The following is a 20,548-nucleotide window of genomic DNA, read 5'->3' on the forward strand; positions in this document are numbered from 1 at the left end:
TGTGGTCTTGCAGTATCGTCCCCTTATACCCGAAATGTTTCGTCGCGTCTGCGCCACCTTTCTCCATCCATGTCGACCTCTTCCACTCCGTTGCAAGCCCCCCTCGGCCCGTCCTCCACGGACCCGGCACAGCCCGCCGCCCGGACGCCGGACACCGGTCCTCCGGTGGATGCCGACGCGCGCTTCGCGGCGGCGCTGGCATGGTCCGGCTATCTGCGCCGTACCCTGGATGCCAGGCCCGAGCTCGCCGAATGGCTGCGACGCGAAGGCGTGGCGCAGCCCTTGACCCGCGCGGTCCTCCAGGGCTGGCGCGACGACCTGGCCGGCCAGGACGACAGCACGCCCCTGCCCGTGGCCGATTGCCGGGCGGTGCTGCGACGCCTGCGCGAGCGTGTGTTCTGCGCCCTGATGGTGCGGGATCTGGGCGGGCAGGCCACGCTGGAGGAAGTGGTGGGCGCCATGACCGCCCTGGCGGACCTGGCCGTCGCCAACGCCTACCGCAGTGTCGCGACCGAACTGGCGGCCACGCACGGCACGCCCATCGACCCCTTGACCGGCGCTCCCCAGGAGATGCTGATCATCGGCATGGGCAAGCTGGGCGGGGAAGAACTGAACGTGTCGTCGGACATCGATCTCATCATGCTCTATGGGGAAGAGGGCGAAACGCCCGGACCGCGGCGCCTGAGCAACCATGAGTTCTACGGCCGCGTGACGCGCCGCATGATGCCCGTCATATCGGAGCGCGACGCCAACGGGCATGTGTTCAGGACCGACCTGCGGCTGCGTCCCGATGGCGATGGCGGACCGCTGGCGTGGAGCCTGGATGCGCTGGAGCATTATCTGGTGGGCCAGGGCCGCGAATGGGAACGCTATGCGTGGCTGAAGGCACGCTGCCTGCCGGCGCAGGCCTTCGAAGGCAGCGACCCGGACGCGCAGTTGCGGCAGATGGAGAGCCTGCGCATCCCGTTCGTGTACCGCAAGTATTTCGACTTCGACGCGCTGGCCGCGCTGCGGACCTTGCGCGAACGCATACGCCTGGACTGGGAACGCCGGGCCCTGGCGCGCAACGGCATGGACAGCGCCCTGAACATCAAGCTGGGCGAAGGCGGCATACGCGAAATCGAATTCGTGGTGCAGCTTTCCCAATTGATCCGCGGCGGCCGCATGCCGGCCCTGCAAGTGCGCGGCCTGCTCGCCGCACTGCACTGCGAGCGCGATGCCGGACTGATACCCCCGCAAGACGCCGCGCGGCTGGAAGATGCCTACCGTTTCCTGCGGCGCGTCGAACATGCCCTGCAATACCGCGAGGATGAGCAGACGCACCTGCTGCCGGCCGAGCCGGCTCAGCGGGCCGCTCTGGCCGCCGCCCTGGGGCTGGAGCCGGACGCGTTCGAGCGCGCACTTTCCGCCCACCGCGACTTCGTGGAGGAGACCTTCAGGAACGCTTTCCGGCTGGCTGGCGTCAGCGCCAACGAAAGCGCGGAAGCGGATGCCGCCGTCCGGCCCGCCGGCGCCGGTCGTGCAAGCCAGCCGACCCAGGCCGCGGACAGCGACATGGATCTGGAAAGCCTGCTCACCGATGAGCTCAATGCCTCGTTCCAGGACGATGCCAGCCAGTTGTCCGGCCGTGTCGCGTCCCTGCTGAACAGCCCTCGCCTGCGGACGCTGCCGGACACGAGCCGGCGGCGCGTGGAGACCCTGCTGCCCATGGTCCTGCGCGCCGCCGCGCGCACCAGCGCCCCGGCCGCGGCGCTGGTGCGCCTGTTCGACCTGATAGAAGCCATCGCACAGCGCAGCGCCTACCTGGCGCTGCTGGCCGAATACCCCGACACGCTGGCCCGCATCGCCCGCATGATGGCCGCCAGCCCTTGGGCCGCCCAATACCTGACGCTGCATCCCCTGCTGCTCGACAGCCTGATCGACTGGCGCGCGCTGCTGGAACCGCTGGACTTCGGCCAGATGGCGCGTCAGCTGGCGGCGGATCTGGACGCCTGCCTGCTGCCGGACGGCAGCCCCGATATCGAACGGCAGATGAACCTGATGCGCGATGTCCAGCGCCAAGCCAGCTTCCAGCTGCTTGCGCAGGATCTGGAGGGCGAACTGACGGTGGAAAAACTGGCGGACCAGTTGTCCGCGCTGGCCGACATGCTGCTGGCCGAAACGCTGAACCGCACCTGGCCGCTGGTGAACAAGCAGGCCGGCGCCGCACCGCGATTCGCTGTCATCGCCTACGGCAAGCTGGGCGGCAAGGAACTGGGCTACGCCTCCGACCTGGATATCGTCTTCATCTACGACGATCGGCGCGAGGATGCCGCCGAGATCTATGCCAAACTTGGCCGGCGCATGACATCGTGGCTGTCGACCATGACATCATCCGGCCGCCTCTACGAAGTCGACCTGCGGCTGCGCCCGGACGGCGACGCCGGGCTGCTCGCGGTGTCGGTGGAAGGGTACGCGGAGTACCAGCGCAAGCATGCCTGGCCCTGGGAGCACCAGGCCCTGACGCGGGCGCGTTTCGCGGCGGGCGACCAGGAAGTCGGCGCGCGCTTCGAGGCGGTGCGGCGCGAGATACTGCTGCAAAACCGGGACGCCGCCGCGCTGCGCCAGCAGGTACTGTCCATGCGCGAAAAAATCAGCGCGGGCCATCCGAACCGTACCGAGCAGTTCGACGTCAAGCATGACCGCGGCGGCATGGTGGACGTGGAATTCGTGACGCAATACCTGGTGCTGTCGCAAGCGGCGGCGCATCCGGTACTGGTGGAGAACCTGGGCAATATCGCGCTGCTGGGTATCGCGGCCCGCGAAGGGCTGATCGATGGCGACGTGGCCATGCAGGCGGCGGACGCATACCGCACCCTGCGGCGCGTGCAGCACCAGATGCGGCTGCAAGGCCAGGAGAAGGCGCGGGCCGCCCCCGGGGCGCTGACCGCCGAACGGGATGCCGTCCGGCGCCTGTGGGATGCAGTGCTGGGGACCGGGTCGATCGCCGCGTCGTAAAATAGCGGTCTGCGCCGGGCGGCAACCGCGCCGCGCGCAGCCCGTCGCTGCCAGGCAGCGTAGCGTCCCGCCGCTCGCAGGCAGGGCCCGCCCGCATACAGGTCCCACTCGATATGTCCGAACTCGTCCGCCCCACGCTTGAACTTCCCGAAGGCCGCAGCAAGGTGCTGCTGCACTCCTGCTGCGCGCCCTGTTCCGGTGAAGTGATGGAAGCGATGCATGCCTCCGGCATCGACTACGCCATCTATTTCTACAACCCGAATATCCATCCGGTGAAGGAATACGAGATCCGCAAGCAGGAGAACATCCGCTTCGCCGAAAAACACGGCATCGAGTTCATCGACGCCGACTACGACATGGACAACTGGTTCGAGCGGGTCAAGGGCATGGAGAACGAGCCGGAACGCGGCGCGCGCTGCACGGCCTGCTTCGACATGCGCTTCGAGCGCACGGCGTTGTACGCCCACGAGCATGGCTTCGATACCATCACCAGTTCGCTCGGCATCTCGCGCTGGAAGGACATGAACCAGATCAACGGCTGCGGCGAGCGCGCGGCGGCACGCTATCCCGAACTGGTCTACTGGACATACAACTGGCGCAAGGGCGGCGGGTCGCAGCGCATGATCGAAATCAGCAAACGCGAGAACTTCTACCAGCAGGAGTACTGCGGCTGCGTGTACTCGCTGCGCGACACCAACCGCCACCGCCGCGCACAGGGCCGGGAACGCATCCATATCGGCGTGAAGTTCTACGGCAGGGAAGGCCTGGTCAACGACGAGACGCTGGCCGAGGACGGCGCGCGGTAGCTGCGTCCACGGACGGCACGGCGCCGCCCCAGCCGGCGGCCGCCGCATGGCCGCCCTACCCCTTGGCCAGGGCGTACACTCTGCCCTCATCCTGTGTTCATCACACCATGAGGACGAAATGAACGGCGCCGAAAGTCTGGTCCACACCCTGCTGAAAAGCGGCATCGACACCTGCTTCGCCAACCCCGGCACGAGCGAAATGCATTTCGTCTCGGCGCTGGACCGGATTCCCGGCATGCGCTGTGTGCTGGCGCTCGCCGAGGGTGTGGTCACGGGCGCCGCCGACGGCTACGCCCGCATGGCCGACAAGCCGGCCGCCACGCTCCTGCACTGCGGCCCCGGCCTGGCCAATGGATTGGCCAACCTGCATAACGCACGGCGCGCCAATTCGTCCATCGTCAATATTGTCGGCGACCAGGCTACGCACCACCGGCCCCTGGACGCGCCACTCACCGCCGATACGGAAGGCTGGGCGCGTCCCGTGTCCGCATGGACGCGTACCGCCGTGGACGCGGCGACGCTGGGCCGCGACGCCGCCGCCGCAGTACAGGCGGCGCGCACCGCGCCGGGCCAGATCGCGACCCTGATCGCGCCGTCGGACACCTGCTGGAACGCCGGCGGCGTGGTGGCCGAACCACTGGCGCCCGCGCCGGCCGGCTGTGTCGATGAAGGAACCGTCGCCGCCATCGCCCGTATCCTGCGCACCGGCGAACCCGCGGTGCTCTTCCTGGGCAACGCGGCGCTGCGCGAAGCGCCGCTGGCCGCGGCCGGACGCATTGCCCTGAAGACGGGCGCGCGAACCCTGGCGCCCACGTCGAACCGCCGCATCGAGCGGGGCGCGGGGCGCTATCCCGTGACCCGCCTGCCCTACGCCGTGGAACCGGCCGTGGCGGCGCTCAAGGGCGTCAAGCACTTGATCCTGGTGGGCGCCAAGGCCCCCGTGGCCTTCTTCGCCTATCCGGACAAGCCCGCCGTGATGTACCCGTCGGACTGCACGATCCACGTCCTGGCACGCGAGGAGCAGGACCCGCTGGACGCGCTGGCGCGGCTGGCCGACGCCCTGAACGCCACGCAGGCCGCGCCGACCGCCGAGCGCGCGACGATAGAGACCGCGCGCGGCCCCGCGACTTCCGAAGGCGTGGCCCAGACCGTCGCGGCGCTGTTGCCCGAGAATGCGGTCATCGTCGACGAAGGCGTGAGCTTCGGCCGGGCCTTTTTCCCTGGCACCGTCAATACGGCCCCGCACGACTGGCTGCAGATCACCGGAGGCGCCATCGGCAATGGCCTGCCACTGGCCACTGGCGCGGCCATTGCCGCGCCGGGCCGGCGCATCGTATCGCTGCAGGCCGACGGGTCTGCCATGTACACCGTACAGGCGCTCTGGACCCAGGCGCGCGAGCAATTGGACGTGACCACCGTCATCCTGGCCAACCGCAAGTACGCGATCCTGCTCGGTGAATTGCAGGGTGTGGGCGCCGCCGCGGGCAAAACGGCGATGGACATGCTCGACTTGACGCGGCCCAACCTGGAATGGGTCAAGATCGCCAACGGCCTAGGCGTGGAGGCCGCGCAGGCCGACACGATGGAAAAGTTCGCGGATCTCTTCGCCAGCGCAAACCGCCGCAAGGGCCCCTTCCTGATCGAACTGGTGATCTGACGCGGCGCCGCCCCTGGGCAGCGCCCCAGTCACGCGCGCTCGAGCACGCCGGCCGGTTTGCGCGCGCATGGCGGGACATGCTCCAGACGAAGAAGGGGGACTTTCGTCCCCCTTCTTCTCGATGGGCAGGCACCGACGGGTGCCCGGCACGCAGCCGCTACACGCCGGGGCTTACTGCAAGGTCCGTTCGAACACCAGCTTGCCGTCGCGCCAGTCCACCGGCACGACGTCGCGCGGACCGAAACGGCCTTCCAGGATGAGCCGCGCGACCGGATTCTCGATCTGCTGCTGGATGGCGCGCTTGAGCGGACGCGCGCCGAACACCGGGTCGAAACCCGCACGGGCGAGCTCGGCGAGCGCCGCATCGGACACTTCCAGACGCATTTCCTGCTTCTCCAGCCGGTCGGCCAGCCGCTTGAGCTGGATGCGCGCGATCGACTCGATATGCTGCGCTTCCAGCCCGTGGAAGACCACCACTTCGTCGATCCGGTTCAGGAACTCCGGCCGGAACGCCTGCTTGAGCTCGTCCCACACGACCTCCTTGATGACTTCGTAGGGCTTGCCCGCCATCGTCTGGATGTGTTGCGAGCCCAGGTTGGACGTCATCACGATCACCGTGTTGCGAAAGTCCACCGTGCGGCCCTGGCCGTCGGTCAGGCGGCCGTCGTCCAGCACCTGCAACAGCACGTTGAACACATCCGGATGCGCCTTCTCTATTTCGTCCAGGAGAATCACGCTATACGGCTTGCGGCGCACGGCTTCGGTCAGGTAGCCGCCTTCCTCGTAGCCGACATAGCCGGGGGGCGCGCCGATGAGGCGAGCCACGGAATGCTTCTCCATGAACTCGCTCATGTCGATGCGGACCATGTGCTCCTCCGAATCGAACAGGAAGTCTGCCAGGGCCCGCGTCAGTTCGGTCTTGCCCACCCCGGTCGGGCCGAGGAACAGGAAGGAACCGTAGGGCCGCGACGGGTCGGACAGGCCGGCACGCGAACGCCGGATGGCGTCGGACACCAGGCGCACCGCCTCGTCCTGGCCCACCACGCGGCGGTGCAGGAACTCTTCCATTTGCAGCAGCTTGTCGCGCTCGCCCTGCATCATCTTGGATACCGGTATGCCGGTAGCGCGCGACACGACCTCGGCGATTTCCTCGGTGCCGACCTGCGTGCGCAGCAGGCGCGGGCGGTCGCCCGCGTCCGCCTGTTCGGCGCCCTTCTCGGCGGACTTCAGGCGCGCCTCCAGCTCCGGCAGCTTGCCGTATTGCAGTTCGGCCAGCTTGTCGAACTGGCCCTTGCGCTGCAACTCCGCCATCTCGGCGCGCACCTGCTCGATTTCTTCCTTGATGGCCTGGCTGCCCTGTACGGCCGCCTTTTCCGCCTTCCAGATTTCCTCGTAGTCGTTGTACTCGCGTTGCAGCTTCTCGAGTTCGTCCTCGATGACGCCCAGGCGCCGCTTGGACGCCTCGTCGGCTTCCTTCTTGACGGCCTCGCGCTCGATCTTCAGCTGGATGATGCGTCGATCCAGCCGGTCCATGACTTCCGGCTTGGAGTCGATTTCCATGCGGATGCGGGCGGCGGCCTCGTCGATGAGGTCGATGGCCTTGTCGGGCAGGAAGCGGTCGGTGATGTAGCGATGCGAGAGCTCGGCCGCGGCAACTATGGCCGGGTCGGTGATCTCGACGCCGTGGTGCAACTCATAGCGCTCCTGCAAGCCGCGCAGGATGGCGATGGTGGACTCCACGTCCGGCTCGCCCACCAGCACCTTCTGGAAGCGGCGCTCCAGCGCGGCATCCTTCTCCAGGTATTTGCGGTACTCGTCCAGGGTAGTCGCGCCGATGCAGTGCAGCTCGCCGCGTGCCAGGGCCGGCTTGAGCATATTGCCGGCGTCGATGGCGCCTTCGGCCTTGCCCGCGCCCACCATGGTGTGCAGTTCGTCGATGAAGACGATATTGCTGCCGTCGTCCTGTGCCAATTCCTTGAGCACGGCCTTCAGGCGTTCCTCGAACTCGCCACGGAACTTGGCGCCCGCCAGCAGCGCCGCCATGTCGAGCGACAGGACGCGCTTGCCGCGCAGGGTCTCGGGCACTTCGTCGTTGACGATACGCTGCGCCAGCCCTTCGACGATGGCGGTCTTGCCCACGCCAGGTTCACCGATCAGCACCGGGTTGTTCTTGGTACGGCGTTGCAGGATCTGGATGGTGCGCCGGATTTCGTCGTCGCGGCCGATGACCGGGTCGAGCTTGCCCTCGCGCGCGCGCTCGGTAAGGTCCAGGGTGTACTTCGCCAGCGCCTGCCGGTTCGATTCGCCCTCGGCGCCCTGCACCGCCTCGCCGCCGCGCACCGCGTCCACGGCCGACTCCAGCGCCTTCTTCTGCAGGCCCGCGTCGCGCAGGATGCGACCGGCCTCGCCCTTGTCGTCGGCCAGCGCGATCAGGAAGAGTTCGCTGGCGATGTAGGTATCTCCGCGCCGCGCCGCTTCCTTGTCGGTGCGCGTCAGCACGTTCTGCAGGTCGCGGCTGATCTGCACATTGGTTTCGCCCTGCACGCGGGGCAGGGATTTCAGCGCGGACTCGATGGTCGCGGGCAGCCGGTTGACGGCCACGCCGGCCCGCGCGAGCAGGCTGGACGCACCGCTGTCGGGATCGCCGATCAGGGCGGAAAGAACGTGCAGGGGCTCGATGTAAGGATGGTCGTTGCGGGCGGCCAGGCTCTGCGCATCGGCCAAGGCCTGCTGGAACTTGGTGGTGAGCTTGTCGAATCGCATAATGGAGGTCGGTTTGTCAGGTTGGAGGCCGACCGCTGGCCGGCTCGATGTACCCCACATGCGGGCGCGCGCCGGGATTTCAATACCCTGGAGGCATCAGGGGCATGGAGGCGGCCGGCCGGATTTGGATTGCACCACCCGGGCACGGCGCCCGTCGCTAGGCCAGGGGGCACGCCGCCCGGTACCTTTCTTCCACACCATGACGCAATGAGCACCTACGTCTTTGTCTACGGGACCCTGCGGCGCGGCGAGATCAACGATCTGGCCCGCGCAGCCGCCGGCGCCGGCCTGCCCATGCCGGAATATGTGGGCGTGGCAAGCGTACCAGGCCGGCTTTACGACTTCGGCGATTGGCCGGGGCTGCTGCCCGACCCCGCGGGCGCAGCGGTGACCGGGGACGTCTACCGTATCGACCCGGCCCTGCTTCCAGTGATGGACGCCATCGAGGAATACGACCCGAGAGGGTCGTCATGCTTCGTGCGGCGCATGGTGCGCCTGTCGGTGGCGGGACGTGGGCTGGACTGCCACTACTATCCCATCGACGCCGCGCATATCGGCGATGCGGTCTGCACGGACGCCACCGATTGGGTCCATCACCGCCGGCTGCGCGATCGGCCGTGAATGCAAAACGCCCGCACGCCCGGGGACCGGACGGCGGGCGCGGGTGGACGGGCGCGCTGCCCGCCGCAGACGCTGCGCGTCAGACCTCTTCGTACAGCGGCAGCGTCAGGAATTCCGCGAATTCCTCCTGCGTGCTCATCGTCTCGAAGATCTGCGCGGCACGGTCATAGGCGGCGCTGGACCCCGCCACTTCATGTACCTTGGCCAGTTCCTGGGGGATCAGCTTGCGCACCAGCTCTGCGGTCACCTTGGTCCCGTCCTCGAGTACGCCCTTGGGCGAGCGGATCCACTGCCAGACCTGGGACCGCGAGATTTCCGCCGTCGCCGCATCCTCCATCAGGTTATGGATCGGCACGCAGCCGTTGCCGTCGAGCCAGGAGCCCAGGTAGTGGATGCCCACGTTGATGTTCATGCGCAGGCCGTGCTCGGTAATCGGCGCTTCCGGCTGGAAATCGAGCAGGTCGGCGGCCTTGACGTCGACGTCCGGGCGCTGCTTGCCGATCTGGTTCGGGGCATCGCCCAGGACCTTGACGAATTCCTCCATGGCGACGGAGACCAGGCCCGGATGGGCCACCCAGCCGCCGTCATAGCCGTCGGTGGCATCGCGGGTCTTGTCGGCGCGAATGCCGGCCATGGCCTGCTCGTTCTTGACCGGGTCGCTCTTGATGGGGATCAGCGCGCTCATCCCGCCGATGGCGGGTGCGTTGCGGCGGTGGCAGGTCTTGAGCAGCAGCAAGGCATAGGCGCGCATGAACGGGGCCGTCATGGTGACGCGGGCCCGGTCCGCCAGGCAGAAGTCGCGCTCCACCTTGAACTTCTTGATGCAACTGAAGATGTAGTCCCACCGGCCGGCGTTCAGGCCCGCGCTGTGCTCGCGCAGCTCGTACAGGATTTCATCCATTTCGAAGGCCGCCAGGATGGTTTCCACCAGCACGGTCGCCTTGATCGTGCCCTGCGGAACCCCCAGGGCCTTCTGCGCGCGGACGAAGATGTCGTTCCACAGGCGGGCTTCCAGATGGCTTTCCATCTTGGGCAGGTAGAAGTAAGGCCCCGAGCCGCGCGCCAGCAACTCCTTGGCGTTGTGGAAGAAATACAGGGCGAAGTCGAAGATGCCGCCCGACACCCGCTTGCCGTCCACCTTGACGTTCTTTTCATCCAGGTGCCAGCCGCGCGGGCGCACCAGCAGCACGGCGGTCTTGTCATTCAGGGCGTAGGTCTTGCCGTTCTGCTCCAGGCGGATCGTGCGGCGCACCGCCTCCACCAGGTTGATCTGCCCGGTAATCTGGTTATGCCAGTTGGGCGTGTTGGAATCCTCGAAGTCCGTCATGTAGCTGTCGGCGCCGGAATTCAAGGCATTGATGACCATCTTGCGCTCGACCGGGCCGGTGATTTCGACGCGGCGGCACTTCAGGTCCTGCGGAATCGGGGCGATGGTCCAGTCGCCCTCTCGGATATGGCGCGTTTCGGCCAGAAAATCCGGCTTCTCGCCGGCATCCAGTTTCCTGGCGCGGACCGCGCGAGCGGCGAGCAACTCCTGGCGGCGCGCCTCGAAGGTGCGGTGCAGGTCTGCCACCAGGGCGAGCGCATCGTGCGTCAGCACGGTCTCGAAACCGGGTTCGATGGGGGCGTCGATGGCGACGCCGGCGGGCAGGTTCAGGGTCATGATGTCTCCGCGGAAGAATCGTAGGCACACCCAGTGTACGAAGGGGATATTGAATTAAAAAGAATATAAAAGTAGATTCATCTTTTATTTTTAATCATAGGTGGCGAGCGGGTGACATACGGAGGACCCGGCCGCGAGTGTGCTTCAGGCACCCGGCCCGCCGGCACCCTCCCGCCCTCGCCGTCCACCTTTCACCCGGGCGTTGCCGCGATGGACCGCTTCAAGCAACTGCAGACTTTCGTCGATGTGGCGGCGCTGGGCAGCCTGTCGGCGGCGGCGCGCGCCGAAGGCGTGGCGCCGGCAATGATCGGTCGCCGCATCGATGCACTGGAATCCCGCCTCGGGGTCAAATTGCTGGTGAGGACCACCCGGCGCATTTCGCTGACCGCGGAAGGCGGCACCTTGCTGGAAGACGCCCAGCGCATCCTGCGCGACCTGGAGGACTCCGAAAGCGTGGTGGCCCAGGGCAGCGCGCGTCCCACGGGCCTGCTGCGCATCACCGCCCCGGCCGGCTTCGGGCGGCGCCACGTCGCCCCCCTGCTGCCCGGCTATGCCGACCGGTATCCCGACGTCAGCGTCACGCTGGACCTGAGCGACCGCCTGGTGGACCTGGTCGACGAACGCTACGACTGCGCCGTACGCATCGGCGACCTGGACGATTCGGACCTGGTCGCCATCCGCCTGGCCGACAATCGCCGTGTCGTGGTGGCCGCGCCGGCCTACCTGGCGCGACACGGGACGCCGCGCACGCCCGCCGAACTGGAAGGCCACCACTGCCTGTCCTTCGGCAACCAGGCCAACCAGTCCCGGGGCTGGCTCTTCCGGGTAAACGGGCAGGTGGCAGCCTACCGCGTTTCGGGCAGGCTGGAATGCAGCGACGGCAGCGTGCTGCACCAATGGACGCTGGCCGGCTGCGGACTGGCCTGGCGATCGATGTGGGAAGTGCAGCAGGACCTGGCCAGCGGCCGCCTGAAAACGGTACTGGACGCGTATTGCGCACCGCCCAACGGCATCTACGCCATCCTGCCCGAACGCAAGCATGTGCCCGCGCGCGTGCGCGCCTTTGTCGACGTGCTGCGTGCTGCCTACGCCGACCCTGGGTATTGGGGCGAACCGGTCTCGGGCTAGGACGTCCTGGCGGCCGCATGGCCCGCGTTCAGCCTGTTGCCACATGCCGGGGCATACAATGCGCCGGACACTTCTCATGGCGCCCGACGCTCACGCCCGACGATGATGATCCGCCCGGTCCTCTGCATGCTGATGGCGCTGTGCATGGCCGCGCCCGCCCTGGCGCAGATCGAAAACGGTCCGCCGCGCGTGGGGGCTCCGCCCTGGCAGACGATTCAGCTCGAACATCGTGCGCACCGTTATCCCTTCGCCGTCTACGCCAGTCGATCCCTGACGCCGGGAAACCTCGCCCATATCCGTCACGTGGTGATCATGGTGCATGGCATACGCCGCGATGCGGATCATTACTACGAAACCGGGGCGGGCGTGCTCTGGCAGGACCCGGACGCCCTGCAGGACACGCTGGTGCTCGCGCCCCGCTTCGTCAGCACGGTGGACCGCGGCTTTGCCGGCATGCCGGCGTGGCAGCGCGCCCGGTGGGTCGACGGCGAGGAAAGCGCGAAGGTGGCCGGCCGGGCCGGGCCGATCGGGTCCTTCGACGTGCTGGACGACTTGTTGCGGCGCCTGGCCGACCGCCGCGAAATGCCCGACCTGCAGGACATCGTGCTGGCGGGGCATTCCGCCGGCGCGCAATTGATCCAGCGCTACGCCGTCCTTAACGATATCGACGAGACGCTGCGCGCGCGCGGCGTGGCGATGCGCTACGTGGTGGCCAACCCGTCCTCCTACCTGTATTTCACGACCGACCGCCCCCGCGGGGACGGCGGCTTCGGCCCATACAACCGCGGCAATTGCCCCGATTTCAATGACTACCGCTATGGCGTGGACCATCCGCCGCACGGCGTGCATGTGCCGGATCCCGCGCGGCTGGCCACGCGCTACGCGCGTCGCCAGGTCACCTATCTGCTGGGCGACGCCGACAACAATCCCGAACATCGCCTGCTGGACAAGCGCTGCGCGGCGGAAGCCCAGGGCGCGACACGCCTGGCACGCGGGCGTGGCTATCTGCGCTACGAAGCCTGGCTGCCGACGCTCAAGGGCAGCGTGCACCGCGCCTACGAGGTGGTCGGCGTGGGCCACGACCAGCGCGGCATGTACGGTTCGATCTGCGGCGCGCGGGCCCTGCTCGGACGCGAGGTCAGCATGCCGCCCGGCGCGGCTACCTGCACCGCCCCGCGGCTGCGGCCCGACGGCTAGCCGGGCGTGCGCGCCATGGGCCGACGGGAAGCGTCATGCGCCGCGTCGCCGTCCAGTCTCCCGAAAGTTCCGCCCTTCCTGACGCTCGATACCGCTAGCCTGACACCACTGGTATCGTATCGTTTTTGCCCGACCGCACCCAGGCCCGATCATGTCGCTGGAAAAACACTACACCGCCATTCTGGAACAACTGGGCGAAGACCCGACCCGCGAAGGGCTGCGCGATACCCCGCAGCGTGCCGCCAGGGCCATGCGCTACCTGTGCCGGGGCTATGAACAGAACCTGGACGAAATCGTCAACGGCGCGCTGTTCTCGTCCGACACCCGGGAAATCGTGCTGGTCAAGAACATCGAGCTCTACTCGCTCTGCGAACACCATATCCTGCCTTTCATCGGCAAGGCGCATGTCGGATACCTGCCGAACGGCAAGGTGCTGGGCCTGTCCAAGGTGGCCCGCATCGTCGACATGTACGCGCGCCGCCTGCAGATCCAGGAAAACCTCTGCCGCCAGATCGCCGAAGCGGTGCAGCACGTCACCGGCGCCGCGGGCGTCGCCGTCATCATCGAAGCGCAGCACATGTGCATGATGATGCGCGGCGTGGAAAAGCAGAACTCGTCCATGGTGACTTCGGTCATGCTGGGCGAGTTCCACGAAAACGCCGCCACCCGCGCGGAGTTCATGAACCTGGTGCGCTAGCGGGCCGGCCGCCCGGCGTGCGCGCCGGCATGGCGACGGCGCAGCGGCAGCCGCGCGGTCCGCGCGCGCCGCCCATGCGCCCGATTCGGCACCAGCGGACAGTCCCTAGCGCAGCGTAAAGCTGCCTCGCTTCACGTCCTGCGAATCCAGCCCGATATACACATTGAACAAGCCGGGCTCGGCGCCATACTGCAATTGCGCGTTGTAGAAGCTCAGGTCCTTCTCGTCGATCGTGAAGCTCACTTGCCGCGATTCGCCGGCCTTCAACAGGACCTTCTGGAAGTGCTTCAGCTCCTTGACGGGCCGGCTTATCGACGCGACCGGATCCTGGATGTACAGCTGTACCACCGTCGCGCCATCGCGCGTGCCCGTATTCGTCACTGTCACGCTGGCCTCGACCTTGCCGCCGCGCGGCATGGAGGTGCGAGACAGTGTCACGTCGGACACGCCGAAGGTGGTGTAGCTCAGGCCATAGCCAAAGGGAAACAGCGGGCCGTTCGGCGCATCGAAATAGCGCGACGTGTATTTGTCGGGATTTTGCGGGTCGAAAGGACGTCCCGTATTCAGGTGGTTGTAGTACAGCGGAATCTGCCCCACCGAGCGCGGAAAGGTCATGGGCAGCTTGCCGGATGGGTTGTAGTCGCCGAACAGCACGTCGGCGATGGCATTGCCGCCTTCCGTCCCGGCGAACCAGGTCTCCAGCATGGCGTCCGCGTTTTCGCTTTCCCATACCAACGACAAGGGGCGACCGTTCATCAGGACCAACACGAGCGGCTTTCCCGTGGCCTTCAGGGCCCGCAGCAGGCGGGCCTGGCTTTCGGGAAGCACGATGTCGGTGCGGCTGGATGCCTCGTGCGCCATGCCCTGTGATTCGCCCACCACGGCCACGACCACATCGGCTTGGCGCGCAGTCGCCACGGCCTCGTCCACCAGCTGCGCCGGGGTGCGCGGATCGACCTCGACGTCCTGCTCATACAGGTTCAGGTATTTGACGATTTCCGGGTCATCGATGACGTTGGCGCCCTTCGCGTAAAGCAGGCGCGCACGGTCGCCCAAGGCGTTGGCCATGCCCTGGAATACGGACACGGCCTGGTCCGCCTGGCCCGCCGCCGACCAATTTCCCATGATGTCGCGCTGGCTCTTGGCCAGCGGACCGATCACCGCGATGGTGCCCTGCTTCTTCAAAGGCAGCGCATCGCCCTGGTTCTTCAGCAGGACCAGGCTTTCGCGCGCGACGCTGCGCGCGGCGCCGCGGTGCAGCCGGCTTTCGGCATTGATATCGGGCGGGTCGTCCTGCGGCGAACCGATACGCCGGTAAGCATCCTGGAACAGCCCCAGGTCGTATTTCACGCGCAGCACGTCGCGCGTGGCGCGATCGATGTCGGCCATGCGGACACGGCCGCTGTCCAGCAGCGGGCGCAGGTTTTCACCATACATGGTGTCGCTCATGCTCATGTCGGCGCCCGCCGTGATGGCCAGCCGCGAGGCATCGCGGCCGTCCGCCGCCACCCCGTGCTTGATCATCTCCAGAATGGCGCCGTGGTCGCTGATGGTAATGCCCTTGAACCCCCACTGCTTGCGCAGGACATCCTGCAGCAGCCACTTGTCGCCGGTGGCCGGCACGCCGTTCAAGGCGTTCAAGGCGATCATGACCCCGGCCGCACCGGCGTCCACCGCGGCCTTGTACGGCGGCAGGTAATCCTGGAACAGGCGTTGCGGGCTCATGTCCACCGTGTTGTAGTCGCGTCCGCCCTCGACGGCGCCATAGGCCGCGAAATGCTTGACCACAGCCATGATGCTGCCGCGCGCGGCCGGGTCGTCACCCTGGTATGCCCTGACCAGCGCCGCGCCGATCCGCGAGGTCAGGTAGGTGTCCTCGCCGAAACCCTCCGAAGTGCGCCCCCAGCGCGGATCGCGCGAGATATCCACCATCGGCGACCACGTCATATCGAGGCCGTCGGCGCTCGCCTCGATGGCCGAGATACGGCCGGTCTGGCGGATGGCGTCCATGTTCCAGGTCGAGGCCAGCCCCATGCCGATCGGGAAGATCGTGCGCTGCCCATGAATCACGTCATAGGCGAAGAACAGGGGAATCTTCAGCCGGCTCTGCATGGCCGCATCCTGCAATACGCGGATGTCATGGGGCGTGACCGTGTTGAAGATGGCCCCCGCGCGGCCGGCCCGGATATCGGCGAGCAGTCGCGGCTTGTCCGGATTCGCGCCCGCCGGCACGCTGACCAGGCGCAGCTGCCCGATTTTCTCATCCACCGTCATGCGCTGCATCAGCCGGTCCAGGAAGGCCTCGCGCGCGGCTTGATTGCGGACCGGGGCGGCAGCGGAAGCGGTATCGCTCGTTTGGGCGGTTGCCGGGGCCGCGGCCAGGGCGATCAGCAAAGGTAGCAGCAAACGAAGCTTTTTCATGCGTGGGTCTCGTGGATAAGCATTGGGCGGCTGACCCGCACCCGTGCGTGTTGCAGGCAGGAGGGCAAGTGTGCCACATATGGCAGCGGGCACGCCGGTAGCGCGCCGGCCATCATGCGGCGGTCGCGCAGCAGCGGTGGCGCTAGAGCCGCGACAAGGTCAGCGGATCGGCCTGCCCGTCGAAGAAGCGGTCCAGGCAGCTGCGAAAGATGGCCTCGTCGGGCGCGGCCCAGGTGAACAGCGTCAGCGATGACCGGAACTTGACCGCATCCACGGGCCCGAATATATCGGCCGCCGCGCCGTCCGGCACGCCGGCCGCCAAGGCGCAGGCATGGCGCAGTCGTTGGCCCAGCACCGGATGGCGCAGGTAGGCCTTGGCCTCGTCCAGGCACGAGATGCCGTAGCGGCGTGCCATCTCGCTGCGCCCGAGGCCCTGGATCTGCGGGAACACGAACCACATCCAGTGGCTGCGCTTGCGGCCGGCAGCCAGTTCGGCGCAGACCGCGTCGAATACCGGATCCTGCGCCATGACGAAGCGCTGCAGGCCGTAGGGGTCGTTCAGGTCGGAGGTTTCCATGTCAGCTCCCACGCGCCGCTGCGCATATTCTGCAGCCACAGCGTGCACGCCAACGTCTTCGAATCGGTGATCGCGCCGTCGCGGCAGGCGGCATACAGTTCGTCGACCGTCATAGGATGCAGATCGACGAACTCGTCGACGTCGAGCTGCGCCTGTCCCTCGCGCAGGCCGCGCGCGAAGAAAATGTGGATGATCTCCGTCGAGTACGCGATGGCGACATGCATGGCGCCCGCGTGCGCCCATTCGCCGCCGTGATAGCCGGTCTCCTCCAGCAGTTCCCGCTGTCCGCATTCGAGCGGGTCCTCGCCGGCATCCAGCTTGCCCGCCGGGAATTCCAGCATGACCCGCCCCACGGGATAGCGGTACTGGCGCACCGCCAGCACCCGGCCGTCGTCCAGCAGGGGGACCACAACGACCGCGCCCGGGTGCACGATGTACTCGCGGGTGGAGGTGTGGCCATTGGGCAGTTGCACCGTGTCGCGGCGCGCGCGCAGGAAATTGCCCTCGAACAACGTTTCCTGCTTCAGGGGTTTTTCAACGAGATGGGCGTCGTTTTCCGTATCCACGATTCGATCCACGGCGTAGGGGCCTTCCACTGTACCAGTTGGGGGCCGTTCAAATGGGATGGCCCCTCGCACGAGCCGTGCCGGGCCTGCATGGCGTCATTGCATCCCTTGGCGCGCCCGGCGCCCGGGGGTGCCGGGAGGCCGCGTATCCATGGCCATGTCGACCAATGCCTGGACCAGGGGGGCTCGCACCGACGCCGGACGCCACAGCATGCCCACGGTGCGGCTGGGTCGCGGCGCCGGCAAAGGCCAGCGCCGAAGCGCGGGGTCGGGCGGGCCGGTCACGGTCCAGTCCGGCAGGACGGACACGCCCAGTCCTTCGGCCACCAGCTTGGCGATGGAGTCGATGCCGTCCAGCTCGAAGCGAACATGCGGACGCACGCCATGGCCGCGCAGCCAGTCATGGGCCAGCTTGCCGCCCACCACGCCGCGGTCGTAGCGTATGAAGGGTTCGCGCGCCACCACGGCCATCACGTCGCGCACGCGCAGGTCGGCGTGCGTCAGCAGCATCAACGGTTCCTCGCGCAAGGCGCGCCAGGCATAACCCTTGGGCAACTCGAACATGGGGTGCACCAGCACCGCCACGTCCAGGTCGCCGGCCAGCACCCGGCCATAGAGCACCGTCGAGGGGGCCGGTTCGATGTAGATCTCGACATCGGGATGGCGCGCCACCCAGCGCTTCAGGATGGCCGGCATGATGCCGGTCAGGGCCGTGGGTGTCGCCCCCAGCCGCAAAGGCCCGGCGGGAAGGTCCGTGTCGGACGCGGCGGATTTCAGGTCGCGCACCTCGTCCAGCACCTGGCGGGCCCTTTCCAGTACACGGCTGCCCGCGGCGGTCGGCCGCACGGTGCGGCCCGAACGGGCCACCAGGCGGCTGCCCAGGGATGCCTCCAGTGCCTTCAGGCGCTGCGCCACCGACGCGGGCGTCAGGTCCAGACGCCGCGCCGCCTCGGCGATCGAACCGGATTCCACCACCTGCACGAAACTTTGGAGAAAGCGGGTATCCATGGAGATGCGAACAAAGGGGGCGGGCGGCGCGGGACGGACACGCCCGCGTCCCGCGCCAGAAAAAGGATTTTACATCTTCACAAGATGCCAAAAGGCGGTTTTTCCTTTTACTCATATGGGGAAGAATCGGGTCTCCACTTACCGGAGTTCATCATGCCCCGCATCGAAGCCATCGAAGTCTGCAGCGCCGCCGTGCCGCTGGACAAGGTCACCTCGTTTTCCACGCGCACCGTCAGCACCCGTCACTACGGCCTGGTCAAGGTCCGATCCACGGACGGCACCACCGGCATCGGCTTCTGCTATGTCGGCAGCGCGGGCGGCGCATTGTTTACGGTGGCCGTCGAACAATTGCTTGCGCCGCTGCTCATCGGACAGGACTCGCTGGCTGTCGAACGCTTGTGGGAAACGATGTACCGGGAGGCCCTGCTGCAGGGCCGTGCGGGCACGGTGATGCGCGCGCTCAGCGCCCTGGACACCGCGCTGTGGGACTTGAACGCGCGCAGTGTGGGGCTGCCCCTGCACAAGTACCTGGGCGCGTACGAACTTGAAAGCGTCCCCGCCTATGCCAGCGGCGGGTACTACCTGGACGGCAAGACGCCGCAGCACCTTGGAGAAGAACTGGCCGGCTACGTCGCCAAAGGCTTCAAGGCCGTCAAGATGAAGGCCGGCCGCCTGACGCCGAAGGAGGAAGAGGCGCGCCTGCGCGCCGCGCGCGAAGCGGTCGGGCCGGACGTCGAGCTCATGCTGGACCTGAACAACGCCTGGACCGACGTCACGCAGGCCATGCAGTATGTGCGCCGCTTCGAGCAGTACGACCCCTACTTCCTGGAAGAGCCCTTTTTCCCGGATGACATCGAAAACCATGCCCGCCTGGCCAAACTGACGCGCGTGCCGATCGCCACCGCCGAGATCGGCTACGGCCGCTGGTACCACAAGGAACTGCTGGACCAGGGCGCGGCCGCCATCCTGCAGACCGATGCGCTGGTGTGCGGGGGCATCACGGAATGGAAGCGCATCGCGGCCACGGCCGCCTCCTATGGCGTGGTCCTGTGCCCGCACTGGTTCCACGACGTCCATGCGCCGCTCGTCGCCGCCACCGCCAACGCCCGCTACGTAGAATTCTTCTGGGACGACCAGGTGCTGAATTTCCGCAAGCTGGTGGACCGCCAGCTGGAGCACAAGAACGGTCGCGTGCTCTTGCATACCGAACCGGGGCTGGGTTTCGGTTTCGACGAAGCAGCAGTGGCCCGCCATGGCGCCTGGACTACGGTGCGGGGCTAAACTCTGGACGCCGTTGCGTCACGCGCGGCGCCATGCCAGAACGCCGCGGCCTCCCCCGCCGCGGCGCCAGGGCGGATAACAGAACAGGAGGAAGACAATGGCACAGGCATATCGCAACGCGGTGGAAAAGGGTACGCAGGACATCCATGTAGCGATGCATGAGACGGCGCGGGCGCCCGGCGCCCGGCATCGTGCCGGGGACCTGCTGCGGCGGATCGCCGGCGGCCTGGCCATGACAGCCATCGCACTGGCGGCGTCGCCCGCGCGGGCCGACTATCCGGATAAACCGGTCAAGATCGTGGTGGCCTTCACGGCCGGCGGCACCACGGACATTCTTACGCGCGCCATCGCCAACAAGCTGGCGGAATCGCTCAAGCAATCGTTCATCATCGAGAACCGCCCCGGCGCAGGCGGCAATATCGGCACGGAATATGTAGTCCGTTCGGATCCGGACGGCTACACGCTGGTCGCGGACTCGGTGGGACCGATCGCCGTCAACTCGAGCCTGAACAAGCTCAATTACGATCCGCTGGTCGACCTGGTCCCGGTCGTGCAGTTCGCCGACGTGCCGAATGTGCTGGTCGTGCCTCCCGATGCGCCGGTACACAACGTGAAGGAGTTCGTGGCCTACGCCAAGGCCAATTCCGGCAAGATCAACTACAGCTCGACGGGCATCGGCACATCGTCGCACCTGGCCAGCTATATGCTCATGCAGAAGCTCGGCGTGGACTCGACCCACATTCCCTACAAGGGCGCCGATGCCTTGAACGACCTGCTCAGCGGACGGGTGCAGTTCATGTTTGCCACGATTCCTTCGGTTATCGGCCAGATCAAGGCCGGCAAGCTGCGCGCCATCGCGGTAAGCAGCAGCCGGCGGTCGGCGTCCATGCCGAACGTGCCGACCATCGCCGAAAGCGGCTTTCCGGGCTTCGAAGCGGGCTCCTGGTTCGGCCTGTTCGCGCCCAGGGGCACGCCCCCGGCCGCCATCGCCACCCTGAACCGGGCCGTGAATGATGCGCTCCCCAGCCTGAAGGACAAGATGACGGCTGAAGGCGCGGACCCCGTGGGCGGCACCGCCGAGGCCTTCGGCGCGTTCACCCGCGCGGAACAGCAAAAGTGGAGCGCCCTGGTCAAGCAGATGGGCGCCAAGGCGGAGTAGCCAGGCT

General features: G+C 67.2%; 15 protein-coding genes. 9 read left to right on the forward strand and 6 right to left on the reverse strand.

What is annotated here, in order from left to right; translation table 11 throughout:
* Positions 1–69: 69 nt before the first annotated feature.
* The 3 genes from glnE to BAU07_RS17550 all read left to right on the forward strand — a co-directional run bounded on the left by glnE (position 70) and on the right by BAU07_RS17550 (position 5,460).
* Positions 70–2,997, forward strand: a complete 2,928-nt coding sequence (gene glnE / locus BAU07_RS17540; protein ID WP_084025842.1) for a bifunctional [glutamate--ammonia ligase]-adenylyl-L-tyrosine phosphorylase/[glutamate--ammonia-ligase] adenylyltransferase — start codon at positions 70–72, stop codon at positions 2,995–2,997.
* A 113-nt stretch (positions 2,998–3,110) separates the two neighbouring features.
* Positions 3,111–3,803 (forward strand): epoxyqueuosine reductase QueH, encoded by a 693-nt coding sequence (locus tag BAU07_RS17545; protein ID WP_066660148.1) that lies wholly within the window; start codon positions 3,111–3,113, stop codon positions 3,801–3,803.
* Between the two features lie 118 nt (positions 3,804–3,921).
* Positions 3,922–5,460: an acetolactate synthase large subunit gene (locus BAU07_RS17550; protein WP_066660150.1), complete on the forward strand. Its 1,539-nt coding sequence runs from the start codon at positions 3,922–3,924 to the stop codon at positions 5,458–5,460.
* Between the two features lie 171 nt (positions 5,461–5,631).
* Here the strand turns inward: BAU07_RS17550 and clpB are convergent, their stop codons facing one another.
* Positions 5,632–8,223 (reverse strand): ATP-dependent chaperone ClpB, encoded by a 2,592-nt coding sequence (clpB, locus tag BAU07_RS17555; protein ID WP_066660152.1) that lies wholly within the window; start codon positions 8,221–8,223, stop codon positions 5,632–5,634.
* A gap of 207 nt (positions 8,224–8,430) precedes the next feature.
* Here clpB and BAU07_RS17560 point away from each other — a divergent pair, with 207 nt between their 5' ends.
* The gene (locus BAU07_RS17560; protein ID WP_066660157.1) at positions 8,431–8,844 is read left to right on the forward strand and encodes a gamma-glutamylcyclotransferase family protein; all 414 of its coding nucleotides are present in this window, start codon (positions 8,431–8,433) and stop codon (positions 8,842–8,844) included.
* A gap of 79 nt (positions 8,845–8,923) precedes the next feature.
* Here the strand turns inward: BAU07_RS17560 and aceB are convergent, their stop codons facing one another.
* Positions 8,924–10,507, reverse strand: a complete 1,584-nt coding sequence (gene aceB / locus BAU07_RS17565) for a malate synthase A (protein WP_066660159.1) — start codon at positions 10,505–10,507, stop codon at positions 8,924–8,926.
* Between the two features lie 210 nt (positions 10,508–10,717).
* On the opposite strand from aceB, the gene BAU07_RS17570 reads away from it, so the two are divergent.
* From BAU07_RS17570 to folE, 3 genes are all read left to right on the forward strand, one after another.
* Positions 10,718–11,635: a LysR family transcriptional regulator gene (locus BAU07_RS17570; protein ID WP_066660160.1), complete on the forward strand. Its 918-nt coding sequence runs from the start codon at positions 10,718–10,720 to the stop codon at positions 11,633–11,635.
* Between the two features lie 102 nt (positions 11,636–11,737).
* Positions 11,738–12,832, forward strand: a complete 1,095-nt coding sequence (locus tag BAU07_RS17575) for a hypothetical protein (RefSeq protein WP_066660162.1) — start codon at positions 11,738–11,740, stop codon at positions 12,830–12,832.
* A 151-nt stretch (positions 12,833–12,983) separates the two neighbouring features.
* The gene (folE, locus tag BAU07_RS17580) at positions 12,984–13,529 is read left to right on the forward strand and encodes a GTP cyclohydrolase I FolE (RefSeq protein ID WP_066660164.1); all 546 of its coding nucleotides are present in this window, start codon (positions 12,984–12,986) and stop codon (positions 13,527–13,529) included.
* Positions 13,530–13,634: 105 nt separating this feature from the next.
* Here the strand turns inward: folE and bglX are convergent, their stop codons facing one another.
* The 4 genes from bglX to BAU07_RS17600 all read right to left on the reverse strand — a co-directional run bounded on the left by bglX (position 13,635) and on the right by BAU07_RS17600 (position 18,101).
* The gene (gene bglX, locus BAU07_RS17585) at positions 13,635–15,950 is read right to left on the reverse strand and encodes a beta-glucosidase BglX (RefSeq protein WP_066660167.1); all 2,316 of its coding nucleotides are present in this window, start codon (positions 15,948–15,950) and stop codon (positions 13,635–13,637) included.
* 142 nt (positions 15,951–16,092) lie between these two features.
* Entirely contained in the window at positions 16,093–16,512 is a 420-nt protein-coding gene (locus BAU07_RS17590; RefSeq protein WP_066665519.1) for a DUF1810 domain-containing protein, read from the reverse strand.
* Positions 16,509–17,093 carry an NUDIX domain-containing protein gene (locus tag BAU07_RS17595; protein WP_066665518.1) on the reverse strand — a complete coding sequence of 195 codons (585 nt, stop codon included), beginning with the start codon at positions 17,091–17,093 and terminating at the stop codon, positions 16,509–16,511. Before BAU07_RS17595 ends, BAU07_RS17590 begins: the two co-directional genes overlap by 4 nt.
* 96 nt (positions 17,094–17,189) lie before the next feature.
* Positions 17,190–18,101 (reverse strand): LysR family transcriptional regulator, encoded by a 912-nt coding sequence (locus BAU07_RS17600; RefSeq protein ID WP_066660170.1) that lies wholly within the window; start codon positions 18,099–18,101, stop codon positions 17,190–17,192.
* Positions 18,102–18,254: 153 nt separating this feature from the next.
* Here BAU07_RS17600 and BAU07_RS17605 point away from each other — a divergent pair, with 153 nt between their 5' ends.
* Together BAU07_RS17605 and BAU07_RS17610 are read left to right on the forward strand one after the other, a co-directional pair.
* Positions 18,255–19,382, forward strand: a complete 1,128-nt coding sequence (locus BAU07_RS17605; RefSeq protein ID WP_066660172.1) for a mandelate racemase/muconate lactonizing enzyme family protein — start codon at positions 18,255–18,257, stop codon at positions 19,380–19,382.
* Positions 19,383–19,614: 232 nt separating this feature from the next.
* Positions 19,615–20,541, forward strand: a complete 927-nt coding sequence (locus BAU07_RS17610; RefSeq protein WP_066665520.1) for a Bug family tripartite tricarboxylate transporter substrate binding protein — start codon at positions 19,615–19,617, stop codon at positions 20,539–20,541.
* Positions 20,542–20,548 lie beyond the last annotated feature (7 nt).

This window comes from Bordetella flabilis (assembly GCF_001676725.1).
Taxonomy (GTDB): domain Bacteria; phylum Pseudomonadota; class Gammaproteobacteria; order Burkholderiales; family Burkholderiaceae_B; genus Bordetella_C; species Bordetella_C flabilis.

Excerpts from the sequence above, each read along its gene's own strand:
- glnE (WP_084025842.1), top strand. The coding sequence starts at position 70 with ATGTCGACCTCTTCCACTCCGTTGCAAGCCCCCCTCGGCCCGTCCTCC.
- BAU07_RS17545 (WP_066660148.1), top strand. The coding sequence starts at position 3,111 with ATGTCCGAACTCGTCCGCCCCACGCTTGAACTTCCCGAAGGCCGCAGC.
- BAU07_RS17550 (WP_066660150.1), top strand. The coding sequence starts at position 3,922 with ATGAACGGCGCCGAAAGTCTGGTCCACACCCTGCTGAAAAGCGGCATC.
- clpB (WP_066660152.1), bottom strand. The coding sequence starts at position 8,223 with ATGCGATTCGACAAGCTCACCACCAAGTTCCAGCAGGCCTTGGCCGAT.
- BAU07_RS17560 (WP_066660157.1), top strand. The coding sequence starts at position 8,431 with ATGAGCACCTACGTCTTTGTCTACGGGACCCTGCGGCGCGGCGAGATC.
- aceB (WP_066660159.1), bottom strand. The coding sequence starts at position 10,507 with ATGACCCTGAACCTGCCCGCCGGCGTCGCCATCGACGCCCCCATCGAA.
- BAU07_RS17570 (WP_066660160.1), top strand. The coding sequence starts at position 10,718 with ATGGACCGCTTCAAGCAACTGCAGACTTTCGTCGATGTGGCGGCGCTG.
- BAU07_RS17575 (WP_066660162.1), top strand. The coding sequence starts at position 11,738 with ATGATGATCCGCCCGGTCCTCTGCATGCTGATGGCGCTGTGCATGGCC.
- folE (WP_066660164.1), top strand. The coding sequence starts at position 12,984 with ATGTCGCTGGAAAAACACTACACCGCCATTCTGGAACAACTGGGCGAA.
- bglX (WP_066660167.1), bottom strand. The coding sequence starts at position 15,950 with ATGAAAAAGCTTCGTTTGCTGCTACCTTTGCTGATCGCCCTGGCCGCG.
- BAU07_RS17600 (WP_066660170.1), bottom strand. The coding sequence starts at position 18,101 with ATGGATACCCGCTTTCTCCAAAGTTTCGTGCAGGTGGTGGAATCCGGT.
- BAU07_RS17605 (WP_066660172.1), top strand. The coding sequence starts at position 18,255 with ATGCCCCGCATCGAAGCCATCGAAGTCTGCAGCGCCGCCGTGCCGCTG.
- BAU07_RS17610 (WP_066665520.1), top strand. The coding sequence starts at position 19,615 with ATGACAGCCATCGCACTGGCGGCGTCGCCCGCGCGGGCCGACTATCCG.